Below are 14,873 nucleotides of genomic sequence, written 5' to 3'. Positions count from 1 at the left end.
GATGTAACAACGCCTGGTGATTATGAAGTTACAGTAACCGATTCAGATAATGGGTGTTCAGCAACAACAAGTTTAACAGTAGAACAAGACAATACAGTTGTAGTTGCAGTAATTACAGGCAATGAAGAATTGACTTGTACAACTACAAGTGTCACTTTAAATGCAAGTGAATCAACAGTTCAAGGAACTAATGTAAGTTTTATATGGGGTACGGGTGATGGAACTGCATCTATAAATGTAGATAGCCCAGGAGATTATACCGTAACGGTAACTAATAATGATACAGGGTGCTCAGATTCTGAAACTGTAACTGTAACTCAAAATATTAGTGACCCAACGGTGATGGTTAGCATTTCAGGAGATGAAGAATTGACTTGTTTAAATACATCTGTGACTTTAATTCTGGAATCAACAGTGCAAGGTTCAGCAAGTTATTTATGGAGTACTGGAGAAGAATCAGAAACAATAGTTGTTACTGAGCCAGGCTCATACAGTGTAATTATAACAGATTCAGATAATGGATGTTCAGCAACAAGTGAAAGTGTAATAATTACTGAAGTTGTTGTGGAGCCTGAAACCAAAGTTGTTGATATTTGTGCAGATATAAGGTATGCAGATAATGTAGAAAATTTGGAATCTATTAATCTTTCTGAATTACTAGATATAGCTGAAGCTTATCCTGGTGGAGAATGGAGTGGTGAAGGTATGAATGGAGATAATCCTAATTTCAATATTGGAGAATTTATTGTAGACCAAGTTGAACCATTGGAGTTTAATTTTATATACACAGTAACAGTTGGAAAATGTGAAGTTGTTTCTTATTTAACTGTGGCAAAACCTTGTTTTGTATTAGCATGTTCAACAGGTGATTTGGAAATTTCAAAAGTAGTAACTTCTAACAATGATGGATTTAATGATCAGTTTGAAATAACTGGAGTAGAAGGTTGTGGATTTACATTTGATATTCAAATATTTAATAGATGGGGAAAAATGGTCTATCAATCAAATAATTATCAAAATAATTGGAGAGGATATGCAAATACAGGTGGTTCTACTATAGGTTCTAGCACTACATTACCAACAGGAACTTACTATTATATTGTTAATGTGTTAAATAGTGGTTTTAAACCAATAACAGGATATATTTATTTAGGAACTAACTAAAATACAAGACTATGAAACGTGTCATTTTAATAATAGCAATATTGGTTTTAGGGTTAGAATATTCTAACGCCCAGCAATTACCACAGTTTACTCAATATATGTATAATACAATTGCAATTAATCCGGCATATGCTGGTAGCAGGGATGCACTTAGTATTGTTGGGTTAAATAGAAATCAGTGGGCTGGATTTGATGGTGGGCCACAAACTCAAACTTTATCAATACATTCTCCACTGAGAAATGAAAAAATCGGATTAGGGATGTCATTAATTAATGATAAATCTGGTTATGAAAATTTCACATATGCATTTGCAGATTTTTCATACACATTACAGGCAAGTGAAGAAGTAAATTTAAGTTTTGGTTTAAAAGCTGGTATGACTTATTATAAATTAGCTGAAGAATTATATAACGCAAATGAAGTAAATCAAGACCCTTATTTTAGTGAAAAATTAAATAGATGGAATTCAAATTTTGGAGCAGGTATTTTATTGCATTCTAATAAATGGTATGCAGGTTTGTCTATTCCAAAACTTATAAACCACGATTTAAATAATGAAACTGAGTATGCAGCTCTGGAACGAGTTCACTACTATGCAATTGGAGGATATGTTATTGATTTAAGTGAAACTTTAAAACTAAAGCCATCATTTATGATGAAATACACAAAAGGAGCTCCAATTTCTACAGACTTAACAGCTAACTTTTTGTTTAATGAGAAGTTTTGGTTAGGGGGGTCTTATAGATTTAATGGAGATCAAAATGCAATTGGTGCACTTGTGGATTTTCAAGTTTCAGATCAATTTAGAGTTGGATATACTTATGAAATTCCGACTGGAGAAATTAGACCTTATACATCAGGGTCTCACGAAATTTTGTTAATGTATGAATTTAGATTCCTTAAGAACAAACAAAAATCTCCAAGATATTTTTAACCAAATCAAAGATGAATATTATGAAAAATATAAAAATTTTATTTATAGCCTTTGTTTTAATAGGTGCATCCTCATTTGGTCAAACTGCAAAACAAAAGAGAGCTGAAAGACAATTTAATAACTTTTCATTTGTAAAAGCGATTAATACTTATGAGAAGTTAGTTGATACAAGTTTTAATGAATTTTATTCGATGCGTAAATTGGCAGATGCATATATTATGTTGCGTCAGCCGGAAAAAGCACTGCCAATTTATAAGGAAGTGGTAAAACAAAAGAATGTTCCTTCTGAATATTTTTTATACTATGCTCAAACACTAAGAGCGGCTGGAGATTATGAAGCTTCTAAAGTTTGGATGAAAAAGTATAAAGAATCTGGAAATGAGCAGGACTCCAGAGTAAAAAGTTTCTTTAAAAATGATGATCTGGCAAGTGCTATTTTTAATGCTTCTGAAAAAAACACATTAAAAAAATTACCGATAAATACAGAGTTTAATGAATTTGGAGCTGTGAATTTAAATGATGATATTATTTTTAGTTCTTCCAGAGATGAAGGTGTTTCAATAAAAAGGTTATATGCATGGGATAAACAGCCTTTATTAGATATTTATAAAGTCAGTAAAGAAGGAGGTTCTGTTGAATCAACAATTCAAATAGGTGGAGAGGTAAATTCGATTCATCATGATGGTCCTGCTGCATTTAATAAAGCTGGAACTAAAATGTATTTTTCTAGAAACAATTATCATGAAGCTAAGAAGATAAATGATGAAAAAGGAATTATGCATGTTGGTATTTACACTGCAGATTTAATTAATGGAAAATGGGACAATGTTAAGCCAACTAGCTTGAATAATCCAAATTATATTGTTTATCATCCTTCGCTTAGTGAAGATGGAAAAAAATTATATTTTGCCTCAGATATGCCTGGAGGAATTGGTGGGACAGATATTTATGTTTCCGATGTTTTAGAAGGTGGTACCTTAGGTACTCCAGTTAATTTAGGTAATATAATAAATACTGAAGGAAATGAAGTCTTTCCATTTGTTTATCAGGAAGAAGGTACATTGTATTTTTCATCCGATGGTCATGTGGGTATGGGTTTATTAGACGTTTTTGTATCAGTTAAAGATGAAAATAATACGATTGTTAATGTTATAAACTTAGGAGAGCCAATTAACAGTAAAAAAGACGATTTTGCATATTATTTATTAAATGAAGGTCGTGAGGGTTATATTTCTTCCAATAGAAAAGGAGGAGCTGGAGGTGATGATATTTATGCATTTACAAGAATTCCGCCATTGACATTAAAAGGACAAATTTTTGACGATGTAAATAATGAACCTGTTGCAGGAGCTAAAGTTTTATTAACTCGAGAAAATGGTGAAGAAATAACATATTTTATTACTGAAGAAGATGGAGCTTATGAGCATTTGATTCCAAGGGATGAAAAATTTGTGTTAAAAGGATCAAAAGAAAAATATCAGGATGTTACTAAACAATTTAGTTCTTTTGGATTAGAAAAGGAAAAAGAAATTATTGTAGATCTAAATATTCCAATGAAACCAATAGAAGATGTTGTTATTTTGGCAGATTTAGAGACTATTTATTTTGATCTGGATAAGTATAATATAAGACCAGATGCCGCTATTGAATTAGATAAAGTTGTTGCCTTGATGAATAAGTATCCAGAAATGGTAATTAGACTTGAGTCACATACCGATAGTAGAGCAAATGATGATTATAATATGGTGTTATCAAATAATAGAGCAAAATCAACATATGAATATATTATTTCTAAAGGAGGTATAGATTCATCAAGAATTACTAAATTTGAAGGTTTTGGAGAATCCCAATTGGTAAACAAATGTTCAAATGGTGTTAGATGTTCTGAGCAGGAGCATCAATTAAATAGAAGAACTGAATTTATTATAATAAAAATGAAATAGAAAAAGGCAGTCGTACAATATATTTACTTGATTTATACTACCGTTGTGGGGACGACAATTTTCTCAAGAAATTATTTGCGGCTGCTTATTATAAAAAAACTATAATTCGAATTACGTTTTTTTATTTGACGAGTTTTGAAATATTAACTAAATAAAAATTCAATAATAAAAGATTTTAGTAAATTGAGCATAAATAAAAGAGTTCAATTTAAAGTCTTAATATAAAATAGAAAAGGCAGTCGTACAATATATTTACTTGATTTATACTACCGTTGTGGGGACGACAATTTTCTCAAGAAATTATTTGCGGCTGCTTATTATAAAAAAACCATAATTCTAATTATGGTTTTTTTTTGAAGGGTTTTGAAATATTAACTAAAAAAATCTCAAACAATATAAAATGATTACGAAGTAGGCTTTAATTAATGAAAGCAATCCTTTTAAAACCTTAAAATGAAATAAAATGGGCAGCCGGGCATAAATGACTTGATTTATACTACCGTTGTGGGAACAACATTTTCTCAAGAAATTATATCTGACTGCTTATTTTACAACACTCCAAAATTATTGACTATGGTTTCTCCTTTATGATTAGTATAAGAAAAACCAGGAGTTAAAGTGTTAATATACATTTTGATATTAGCACTCTTCTTTTTTAATGAGTTTTTCACAACTTTAAGGTGCGCTTGTTTTTCGAAATTTTGTAAACTTGCTGCTTCTTTCATAGTACTGAGGTTTTTAATTTAAATGATTCATTAAAAAATAGTTATTGTGGGGAAATTATAATCGTTTTATCTTTCTATAAATATATGTGTGAAGTAATTTCTTCCTTGAATATCAGAACCTGAAGAAATACCAAAATGTGTAAAGTTAGGATTGTCCATTATTTTTTTATGACTTTCGCTATTAAGCCATCCATTAAAAACTGCTTGAGCTGAACTATATCCATAAGCAATATTTTCTGAAACTGATTTTGCTTTAGCATTAGTAATTAAATTTTGAGCTCTCAGGTTAAAATTGGCATGACTTACCTCACCCGTTTGTATCATATAATTTGTATGTTCATTTGCAACATTGGAAATTATATTGAGAGTTTGTAGTTTAGAAAGGTTTTCACTTACTCTATAGTTGTTGACAATATCTAAAATTTCTAATTCGATACTTGAATATTCAACGGAAGTAGAAATAACTTCATTAGTTGCTTCGTCATATAGATTTAAATCGTCTTCGTTAGGTGCACAAGAAAAGAATAAAGTAGATATCAATAATATTGTAAAGAGGGGTTTCATAACTGTGGGGGTTTGTGGGGTTGATATTATTTTATTTCCTACATTAAAAATTAATTCTTATTAATATTTTGATTTTAAAATCAACAAGTTTACTACGTTAAAAATAAACTTGTTGATTTAGATTTCTTATCACATAGTGGGGGTTTGATAAGAACTTCATTTGCTGTTTACTTGAATAATAAATCATACTAGGGTTGTTGGGGTTATTTATTTTAACACTACTAAAGTACAAATTAAGTTTAATAAAAAAAACAAAAATCATATAAATTTACCATTTATATGCAAAAACATACCATTTGTTAGTTAAAACGGTAATTTTATATTGTTTTTCAGTTAATTTGTAAGGAAAAACATTACCGTTTATTAATAAAAACAAGCCGTTTGTTTACAAAAAAAGCACATAAAAAAAGTGAATTTCATCAAAAATTCGCTTTTTAGATTAGAAGTATAGTATTATTTTAATAAACCTGCACGTTTTAGTAAAGCATTATTTGAAGGTTTTTTTCCTCTAAATGAAATATATAAATCCATAGGTTTTATAGTTCCTCCTTTTTCTAAGACATTGCATTTAAATTTTTCAGAAGTTTCTTTATCAAAAATGCCATTTTCTAAAAACATGGCAAATGCATCAGCATCTAAAACTTCGGCCCATTTATAAGAGTAATAACCAGATGAATATCCACCTTGAAAAATATGGGAAAAAGAAGTACTCATACAATTTTCTTTAACGTTTGGATAGAGCTGTGTATTTTTAAAGGTTGCTGTTTCAAAATCTTTTACATTTTTTATTTTAGCTGGGTTTTTACTATGCCATTCCATATCTAAAATTCCAAAACTTATTTGACGAAGCGTATGCATTCCTTCTAAAAAGTTTGAAGATTTTTTAATTTTGTCAATTAATTCCATAGGTATTAACTCATTTGTTTCAAAATGTCTTGCAAATAAGTTTAAAGCTTCTTTTTCATAACACCAATTTTCTAATAGTTGACTTGGAAGTTCAACAAAATCCCAATAAACATTTGTGCCAGATAAACTAGGGTATGTTGTGTTTGCCAACATTCCATGTAGCGCGTGTCCAAATTCGTGAAACAAGGTTGTAACTTCATTAAAAGTTAATAATGAAGGTTTTGTAGTTGTTGGTTTGGTAAAGTTACATACAATTGAAATATGAGGTCTGGAATTTTCGTTATCTTTTTTCCATTGTCCTTTAAAAGAAGTCATCCAGGCACCATTTCTTTTTCCTTTTCTTGGAAAAAAATCTGCATATAAAATAGAAATGTAATTACCGCTAGTATCTGTTACTTTATAAGTTTTAACATCTTCATGGTATTTATCAATGGTAAATATTTCTTCAAAATTTAAATCATACAATTTATTTGAAATTTGAAAAACACCATCAATTGCATTCTCCAACTTAAAATAGGGTTTCAATTTTTCTTCTTCCAGATTAAAAATTTCTTTTTTCAATTTTTCTGAATAATAAGCGCTATCCCATTTTTCTAATTGAGAAACTCCATCTTTTTCTGCTATTTCGGCAAGTCGATTAAATTCTGACTTGGCAGCAGGTTTTGCTTTAACAAGTAAGTCATTTAAAAAGGTAATTACATTTTCTGGTTTTTCAGCCATTCTTTCTTCTAAAACAAAATGAGAGTGTGACTTATATCCTAATAAAGTGGCTCTTTTATAACGTTTGTTAACAAGGTCTAAAACTATTTGTTGATTGTCAAATTTATCATTTTGAAATGCTTTTGCACCAAAAGCCAAAGCCATTTTTTTTCTTAACTCTCTATCATCAGCATAAGTCATAAATGGAACATAGCTTGGATAATCCAATGTGAAAACCCATCCCTCTTTTTCTTTCTGTTTGGCAGTTAATTCGGCTGCTTCAATAGCGCTATCGGGTAATCCTTTTAATTGACTCTTTTTTGTTAAATGTAGTTCAAACTTATTTGTTTCGGCAAGAACATTTTCTCCAAATTTTAATTTTAACTTAGAAAGTTCAGCATCAATTATTCTTAATTCGGATTTCTTATCCTCATTAAGATTAGCCCCATTTCTAACAAAACCTTTATATTTATTAGTTAATAACATATCTTGCTCAGGAGTTAAATTAAGCTCATCTTTTATGTCATAAATTAATTGAACTCTTTTAAAAAGGTGTTCGTTTAAAGTAATGTCATTTGCAAATTCAGATAGCATTGGTGAAACTTCTTGGGCAATTTTCTGAATTTCATCATTTGTTTCTGCTGAATTTAAATTAAAGAAAATTCTTGAAATTGTATCTAAATTTTGACCACTAAATTCCAAAGCTTCAATTGTGTTATTATAGGTTGGAACACTTTTATTATTTGTAATTGAGTCAATTTCTTTTTTTGCACTATTAATTGCTTCAATAAAAGCAGGTTTAAAATGCTTGTTTTTTATAATTGAAAACGGAACCGTTGAAAAGCTAGTTTTAAATTTTTCTAATAAAGGATTTTTCATATTTAAAAAATAAGTGTGAATATTTTTTTAACAAAGGTATTATAAAAAGTGACTTTTTTAAAAGTAAAGTGTCATAAAATTATAGTGATAAATGGCTTTAAATGAATTATTTAAAGTTTTCTAATAAATTATGAAAAGAAAAGCTATGATAATTAAAACTGATGAAGAAATGGATCTGGAATTAATAAATGATTATATAAATAGAATGCTAAATAATATTACCAAATTAGAAATTAATACATTAACACCAAATTTTAACTTTATTAATCATAAAGAAGAAATTGAATTCCCAAAAACTAATATTATGGATTAGTTTTAAAGCTTTAATATTATTGTTCATACAAAGGCATTACACAATGTGTTTAATAAAGTTTATGTGTCATAAAAGTATACTAATTTTTTATATGTTAAATTGTTTAAAATTTTAAAAAGTAATGTAATTTTCAATTGGTTTATGCGTTGTATAAATGAAAAAGGAATGTATTATGCAAACTGCAATTTTTAAAAAAAAGAGAACGAAATTTTATTTAAAAGAATTAAAAAAAGTAAAAAATAAAACTAAGAAATTACCTATAAATACTATAATTCCTAATTTTTGTTATAAGAATAAAAAGGGAGAAATTATTGTTCCAAAAATTAGTGTTTTTTTATAATTGGTTTTTAAGCTTTTCTGCGGCTTTATTAACTTTAATTTTTAAACCTTCTTTGTATAGAATAATTTTGTCAAGAACACATTTGTCGGAGCTTCCAATAATTTGAGCAGCTAATATTCCAGCATTTTTCGCACCATCAAGAGCTACAGTTGCAACTGGTACACCGCCAGGCATTTGAAGAATAGATAAAACAGAATCCCAACCATCAATTGAATTTCTCGATTTTACTGGAACACCAATAACTGGTAGTGGACTCATAGAAGCCACCATTCCTGGTAAATGCGCTGCGCCTCCTGCACCAGCAATTATCACTGATAATCCGCGTAGATGTGCATTTTTAGCATAGTCGAACAATTTTTCAGGAGTTCTATGTGCTGATACAATGTCAACTTCAGTTTCAATATCAAAACTTTTTAAAATATCTATTGCTTGTTGCATAATTGGAAGATCAGAATCGCTTCCCATTATTATTCCTACTTTGCTCATAATTCTATTATTTACTTATTACTCTTATTGTGTTTTTTACTTTTTCAGCAATTTTTCTCGCTTCATCTAAATTGTTATTTACAACAGTAACGTGTCCCATTTTTCTAAAAGGATGCGTTTGTTTTTTACCGTAAATATGTGGTGTTACACCATCCATTTTTAAAATTTCTTCCATATTTTCATAAACAACATCGCCTGAAAAACCTTCTTCACCTACTAAATTTACCATAATTCCAGCAACTTTGCTAGCTGTATTTCCTAAAGGAAGGTTTAAAATGCTTCTTAAATGTTGTTCAAACTGACTTGTGTATGACGCTTCAATACTATAATGACCGCTATTATGTGTTCTTGGAGCAACTTCATTTACTAAAATATCATCGTTTTCAGTTTGAAATAGTTCAACAGCCAACAAGCCAATATGTTTAAAAGACTCAGCCACGTTTAAAGCTATATCCTTAGCTTTTTTTGCAACATCATCAGAGATTCTTGCCGGACAAATAACATACTCAACTTGATTAGCTTCTGGATGAAATTCCATTTCAACAACAGGATACGTTTTTATTTCTCCATTTTTATTACGAGCAACAATTACTGCCAATTCATTTTTAAAAGGGATTAATTCTTCAATAATACAATCTGTATTTGTTAAAGAATTCAAATCATTTTCATTTTTAACAATTTTCACTCCTGTGCCATCATATCCAAATTGGGCTGATTTCCAAACAAATGGGAATGATAATGCTTCTTTTTTTAATGCTGCTAACGAAGAAAAACGTTTATGTGGAGATGTTGGAATGCCATTTTTAACAAAAAAATCTTTTTGTCTTCCTTTATGCTGTATTATTTGTAAAACACTTGGTTGTGGGTAAATCTCTAGACCTTCTTTTTCTAATTTTAAAAGGGCTTCAATATTAACATGTTCAATTTCAATAGTAAGTACATCTACTTTTTTACCAAAATTATACACAGTATCAAAATCCATTAGACTTCCTTGGTGAAATTCATTACAAATTTGTGCGCAAGGAGCATCTTTAGCACCATCTAAAATACTTGTATAAATATCATATTTTTGAGTTTCGCTTAATAGCATTTTGCCTAATTGACCACCGCCTAAAACGCCTAACTTAAATTTTGAGGAGAAATAATTTATCACTTTTAAATCTTTCGCACAAAAATAGTAATCTGTTTTTAATTAAGAAGTTAAAAATTGGTAATATTTAAAGCTGAACTATTTATCTTAATAACTTTGTACTCTCTTGCAAAATGAGAATTGCCAGTTGTTTGTGGTGAACCATCATAAATACTGTATTCACTACTGTCACAAGTACATTTTAATTTTAAACTACCATCAAATGTCATAGGTGATGAGCAATCATAATTTGGACAAGCTCTTTCAAAAGCTTTATAAGGAGGGTTCCCAATACCAGTATTTTGAATAATAATCCCTTGAATTCCACCATTTGTATAAGACCAACCACTTGGTGTTTGTAAGTTAATATACTGTGGTAAATCTAAATTTATTGTAATGTTAAAATTAACATCAGGTAAAATATCATTTGTTTCATTTTTTTCACAAGAAAAAAAAGAAATTATAAGTGACAATAAAAGTATTTTACGCATAGTTATAATAGCAAGTTTATTGATTAACGGTTGCAATTTACAAATATTTTGTACATTTGTATAAATCTCATTCTGGTTTCAGCTGTGAGATTTTTTGTCTTTAATAAAATGGTAAGTTATGAGTAAAATTTCGTATTATTCTGAGGAAGGAATGAAAAAGCTAAAGGATGAATTAGATCGTTTAGAACATGTAGAGCGCCCAAGAGTTAGTAATGATATTGCGGAAGCTAGGGATAAAGGTGATTTAAGTGAAAATGCAGAATACCATGCTGCAAAGGAGGAGCAATCTATGCTAGAGTTAAAAATTGCAAAGCTTAAAGAAGTAGTTTCCAATGCTAGAATTATTGATGAATCATTATTAGATACATCAAAAATATTGATTCATTCTAAAGTGAAATTAAAAAATACGGCCAATAATATGGAGTTTGTATACACTTTAGTTGCAGATTCTGAAACAAATATTAAAGAAGGAAAATTAGCGGTTAATTCACCTATTGGAAAAGGATTGCTGGGTAAACAAGTTGGTGACATTGCTGAAATACAAGTTCCAAATGGGATTATGAAATTTGAAATTCTAGAAATTTCAAGAGCATAAAATTAAATATAACATTTTGAGAAGCCCTTTTTAGTTTGTTAATTGAAATGCAAGTAAATAAATTAATTTGGAAGTTTAAAATTCCTAAGCATTCCATTTGACCAATAATATAAAATAAGATTTCCAAATAAAAAGGGTTTCTTAATTTTGATTAAAATCTAAATTATGAGTTCTATATTTACTAAGATAATAAATGGTGAAATTCCATCTTATAAAGTAGCAGAAAATGATGAATTTTATGCCTTTTTAGACATTAACCCAAATGCAAAAGGACACACTTTAGTTGTTCCTAAAAAAGAGGTAAATAAATTATTTGATTTAGAGGAAGATGCTTATAATTCATTAATGAGTTATTCCCGAAAGATTGCAATTGCTTTGGAAGAGGCAGTACCATGCAAAAGAATTGGAATGGCAGTAATTGGTTTAGAAGTACCACATGTTCATGTTCATTTGATTCCATTACAAGAAATGGAAGATATTCAATTTAATAAAAAAGTTAAATTAGAGCCACAAGAATTTATTAAAATAGCAAAAGCAATTTCCAATAATTTATAGGTTATTTTCTTAAGGCTATTAAAAAAGTAGTTCCTTTTCCTAATTCAGATTTTGAAACCGAAATTTTACCATTATGGTAATCTTCAATTATACGTTTAGCTAAAGATAAACCTAATCCCCAGCCTCTTTTTTTTGTTGTAAAACCTGGAGAGAAGATTTTTTGTTGTATATTTTTTGGAATTCCCTTACCAGTATCAGAAATTTTAATTTTCACGTGTTTATCATCTTCAATAATAGATAGGGCAATTTTTCCTTTGCCTTCCATTGCATCTATAGCATTTTTAACTAAATTTTCAATTACCCAACTAAAAAGTTGAAGGTTAATGTTTGAATAAATTTCAGGGTTAGCTGTTTTAAAATTAAAGGCAACTTGTTTTGAGCTTCTTGATTTTAAATAATTGAATGAATTACTGGTTGCTTCAACAATGTTATGTTTTTTTAGAACTGGTATTGAACCTATTTTAGAAAACCGTTCTGCTATTGTATTTAAACGTTGTACATCATTTTCTATTTCCTGAACGGTAGTCTCATCAGTATTTTCGAGTCTTAAAATTTCAATCCACCCTAATAAAGAGGATAAAGGAGTTCCAATTTGATGTGCAGTTTCTCGGGCCATACCAGTCCAAAGTTTGTTTTGATCTGCTACTTTATTAGATTTAAAAAATAAATAAATTACACTTGCAAATAGAATTAAAATTAAAATTAAAGCAACTGGATAATACTTTAATTTTGTTAGTAAATCTGAGTCTCTATAATAAATAAATTGTTGAGTGTTTCCTCTAGTGTGGCTCACAATTAGTGGAGCATTTTGACTTTTCATAATAGTCAATTGCTTTGTTAAATAATCAGGTTTTATTGTTTTGAGTTCATCTAAATTTGCCCATTCTGTAATACTATCTTTTTCATTGGTTATAATCATTGGGATATTATTATTTTTCCCAATAATTTTATCTTCTAAAGAAAAATCGGCGTTTAAATCTAAGGTGCTAAAACGTTCATATGCACCTGCTAATATTTCCATTTTAGCTCTTTCCTCGCTTTTAAACTTTTGAAAAAAATCATAAGTATTCCACAAAATAAGCGCAACAATAAAAAATGATGCTATTATTACAGCCCAACGAATTATTTGTGAATTTTTATGTGAAGCCATTATTCAAATATAAAATATATGTTGCTATAACTAAAAATTTTAGAGTATATTATTTTTATGTGAAATAATAAAATAGAATAAGTAAATTGATGTTAATAAGTTTAAGAAATTAGATTAAGAATATGTTGGGTTTGATGTGCTAAAAAAATTACATTTGTGAAATCTAATCTAGAGAAAAACGAAATAATGAGTGCTATTTTAGGGCTATTAATGAAATAATTAGAAATATGGAAGTTACAGGGAAAATTAAAAAAATTGATGAAACTAAAACTTTTGGTGCAAGTGGTTTTAGAAAAAGAGAAATGGTTGTTACTACAAACGAACAATATCCACAAATGTTGATGATAGAGTTTGTTCAAGATAAATGTGATTTATTAGACAATTATAAAGAAGGGCAAGATGTGAAAGTTTCTATTAATTTAAGAGGTAGAGAATGGATTAATCCTGAAGGTAAAGCAGTTTATTTTAATTCTATACAAGGATGGAGAATTGAAGCTGGACAAGCAGAAGGTTCTGAAATTCCTCCAATGGCTCCACTAGACAATCTTGAAACTACTTCAAAGGTTGATGATAGTGAACCAGATGACTTGCCATTTTAAGTAAGTTTTTAAACAATATTAAAAGGAGAAAAGTGAAAACTTTTCTCCTTTTTGTTTATTTATATTTGTAAAAAAGAATCTATGTTTCTCCTTTCAAAAGAAATAGTTTTTCCACCAGTTCATTTAGCCAATAAAGATGGTTTGTTAGCTGTTGGCGGAGATTTGTCTGTAGAAAGATTATTTTTAGCTTACAAGAGTGGAATTTTTCCTTGGTACAATCAAGGTGAGCCAATTATTTGGTATAGTCCGGATCCTAGAATGGTTTTGTTTCCTGAAGATTTAAAAATTTCAAAAAGCATGAAACAGGTGATTCGAAAAAATGAATTTAATGTAACATTCAATCAGAATTTTGAGGAAGTAATTTCAAATTGTAAAACAATTGAAAGAGAGGGGCAAGGAGGTACTTGGATTACAAATGAAATGCAACAAGCTTATATTAAATTGCACAAAGCGGGTATTGCTAAATCTGTAGAAGTTTGGAAAAATAATAAATTAGTTGGAGGTTTATACGGAATAGATTTAGGAACTGTTTTTTGTGGTGAAAGTATGTTTAGTAAAGTTAGTAATACCTCAAAATTAGCATTTATTTATCTGGTTCAAAAATTGGAAAAAGAAAATTATAAGTTAATTGATTGTCAGGTTTATAACGAACATTTAGCTAGTTTGGGAGCTGATGAAATTTCTAGGGAAGAATTTCTAGGGTTTTTAAAATAGCATAAAACAATCATTAGAAGTTCATTATATTTGAGCTGAAATTAAAAATGAAAATATGGATTTGAAAAATAGTCAATTAGCGGTTGATAATTGGATAAAGGAACACGGAGTTCGTTATTTTAATGAATTAACTAATATGGCGCAATTAACGGAAGAAGTTGGGGAGGTAGCACGAATAATTGCAAGAAGATATGGTGAGCAAAGCGAAAAAGAAAGTGATAAAAACAAAGATTTAGGAGAAGAACTAGCTGATGTGGTTTTTGTGGTTTTATGTTTAGCAAACCAAACTGGAATTGATTTACAAGCGGCTTTTGATAAAAAAATGGATGTAAAAACCAAACGTGATCACGATCGCCATCACAATAATAAAAAGTTAAAATAATGAGTTCATATAAAGACCAATCATTTATAAAGTTAGCTCTACGTTTTGGTATTATTTTTTTAGTTGTTGTTTCAATTATAAAAATTGTAATGTCAATTTTTACTAACGGAGGGGTTTCTGGAATGCGAGATGAATATTTTTCTAAAGATACCTGGCAGCAATTTGCAAAAATTCAACTAATGATTTCTGCTATATACGGAGTTTTTATGGCAGGTTATTATAAGTTTATAAAAAAGTAACATCATTTCGAGGAACGAAGAAATCTTTCTAGAGAGAAACATACCCTCATTAATTTCGAAATGAC

At 29.1% G+C, this 14,873-nt stretch carries 17 protein-coding genes; 10 read left to right on the top strand and 7 right to left on the bottom strand.

Annotated elements, in window-relative coordinates; genetic code table 11:
* The 3 genes from CHB63_RS16195 to CHB63_RS16185 all read left to right on the top strand — a co-directional run.
* Window positions 1-1,164, top strand: a 1,164-nt coding sequence (locus CHB63_RS16195) for a gliding motility-associated C-terminal domain-containing protein (RefSeq protein ID WP_141107327.1), incomplete at its 5' end; no start/stop codon positions are given.
* Between the two features lie 11 nt (window positions 1,165-1,175).
* Entirely contained in the window at window positions 1,176-2,099 is a 924-nt protein-coding gene (locus CHB63_RS16190; protein WP_089379524.1) for a PorP/SprF family type IX secretion system membrane protein, read from the top strand.
* A gap of 20 nt (window positions 2,100-2,119) precedes the next feature.
* On the top strand, window positions 2,120-4,042 hold the full coding sequence (locus CHB63_RS16185; RefSeq protein ID WP_089379523.1) for an OmpA family protein: 1,923 nt from the start codon (window positions 2,120-2,122) through the stop codon (window positions 4,040-4,042).
* Window positions 4,043-4,590: 548 nt separating this feature from the next.
* Here the strand turns inward: CHB63_RS16185 and CHB63_RS17225 are convergent.
* The 3 genes from CHB63_RS17225 to CHB63_RS16175 form a co-directional block, all read right to left on the bottom strand.
* A complete protein-coding gene (locus tag CHB63_RS17225) occupies window positions 4,591-4,767 on the bottom strand; it encodes a hypothetical protein (RefSeq protein ID WP_176420421.1) in 177 nt (58 codons plus the stop codon).
* 66 nt (window positions 4,768-4,833) lie between these two features.
* Window positions 4,834-5,331, bottom strand: coding sequence for a CAP domain-containing protein (locus CHB63_RS16180; RefSeq protein WP_089379522.1), 498 nt, complete (start codon window positions 5,329-5,331; stop codon window positions 4,834-4,836).
* Window positions 5,332-5,784: 453 nt separating this feature from the next.
* Window positions 5,785-7,815 (bottom strand): M3 family metallopeptidase, encoded by a 2,031-nt coding sequence (locus tag CHB63_RS16175; RefSeq protein WP_089379521.1) that lies wholly within the window; start codon window positions 7,813-7,815, stop codon window positions 5,785-5,787.
* A gap of 130 nt (window positions 7,816-7,945) precedes the next feature.
* Here CHB63_RS16175 and CHB63_RS16170 point away from each other — a divergent pair, with 130 nt between their 5' ends.
* Entirely contained in the window at window positions 7,946-8,128 is a 183-nt protein-coding gene (locus CHB63_RS16170; protein ID WP_089379520.1) for a hypothetical protein, read from the top strand.
* 334 nt (window positions 8,129-8,462) lie between these two features.
* On the opposite strand, the gene purE is transcribed toward CHB63_RS16170, so the two are convergent.
* From purE to CHB63_RS16150, 3 genes are read right to left on the bottom strand one after another with little or no spacing between them, the layout of a single operon-like run.
* Window positions 8,463-8,954, bottom strand: a complete 492-nt coding sequence (gene purE, locus CHB63_RS16160; RefSeq protein WP_089379518.1) for a 5-(carboxyamino)imidazole ribonucleotide mutase — start codon at window positions 8,952-8,954, stop codon at window positions 8,463-8,465.
* A 7-nt stretch (window positions 8,955-8,961) separates the two neighbouring features.
* A complete protein-coding gene (locus CHB63_RS16155; protein WP_089379517.1) occupies window positions 8,962-10,107 on the bottom strand; it encodes a 5-(carboxyamino)imidazole ribonucleotide synthase in 1,146 nt (381 codons plus the stop codon).
* Between the two features lie 47 nt (window positions 10,108-10,154).
* Window positions 10,155-10,574, bottom strand: coding sequence for a hypothetical protein (locus CHB63_RS16150; RefSeq protein WP_089379516.1), 420 nt, complete (start codon window positions 10,572-10,574; stop codon window positions 10,155-10,157).
* A 118-nt stretch (window positions 10,575-10,692) separates the two neighbouring features.
* On the opposite strand from CHB63_RS16150, the gene greA reads away from it, so the two are divergent.
* The gene (greA, locus tag CHB63_RS16145; protein ID WP_089379515.1) at window positions 10,693-11,169 is read left to right on the top strand and encodes a transcription elongation factor GreA; all 477 of its coding nucleotides are present in this window, start codon (window positions 10,693-10,695) and stop codon (window positions 11,167-11,169) included.
* A gap of 165 nt (window positions 11,170-11,334) precedes the next feature.
* Window positions 11,335-11,724 carry an HIT family protein gene (locus CHB63_RS16140; protein ID WP_089379514.1) on the top strand — a complete coding sequence of 130 codons (390 nt, stop codon included), beginning with the start codon at window positions 11,335-11,337 and terminating at the stop codon, window positions 11,722-11,724.
* 1 nt (window position 11,725) lies between these two features.
* Here CHB63_RS16140 and CHB63_RS16135 read toward each other — a convergent pair whose 3' ends face one another.
* Window positions 11,726-12,874: a sensor histidine kinase gene (locus CHB63_RS16135; protein WP_089379513.1), complete on the bottom strand. Its 1,149-nt coding sequence runs from the start codon at window positions 12,872-12,874 to the stop codon at window positions 11,726-11,728.
* A 227-nt stretch (window positions 12,875-13,101) separates the two neighbouring features.
* Here CHB63_RS16135 and CHB63_RS16130 point away from each other — a divergent pair, with 227 nt between their 5' ends.
* From CHB63_RS16130 to CHB63_RS16115, 4 genes are all read left to right on the top strand, one after another.
* Window positions 13,102-13,473, top strand: a complete 372-nt coding sequence (locus CHB63_RS16130; RefSeq protein ID WP_089379512.1) for a DUF3127 domain-containing protein — start codon at window positions 13,102-13,104, stop codon at window positions 13,471-13,473.
* A gap of 81 nt (window positions 13,474-13,554) precedes the next feature.
* Window positions 13,555-14,187: a leucyl/phenylalanyl-tRNA--protein transferase gene (gene aat / locus CHB63_RS16125; RefSeq protein WP_089379511.1), complete on the top strand. Its 633-nt coding sequence runs from the start codon at window positions 13,555-13,557 to the stop codon at window positions 14,185-14,187.
* 55 nt (window positions 14,188-14,242) lie between these two features.
* Window positions 14,243-14,569, top strand: coding sequence for a nucleotide pyrophosphohydrolase (locus CHB63_RS16120; RefSeq protein WP_089379510.1), 327 nt, complete (start codon window positions 14,243-14,245; stop codon window positions 14,567-14,569).
* Window positions 14,569-14,808, top strand: coding sequence for a hypothetical protein (locus CHB63_RS16115; protein ID WP_089379509.1), 240 nt, complete (start codon window positions 14,569-14,571; stop codon window positions 14,806-14,808). Before CHB63_RS16120 ends, CHB63_RS16115 begins: the two co-directional genes overlap by 1 nt.
* The last annotated feature ends 65 nt before the right edge of the window (window positions 14,809-14,873 follow it).

Origin of the sequence: Lutibacter flavus, assembly GCF_900188355.1 — a bacterium.
In the GTDB taxonomy this organism is placed as follows: Bacteria; Bacteroidota; Bacteroidia; order Flavobacteriales; family Flavobacteriaceae; genus Lutibacter; species Lutibacter flavus.
Note: the sequence above shows the minus strand (reverse complement) of the source record. Positions and strands in the feature narration are given on the sequence as shown.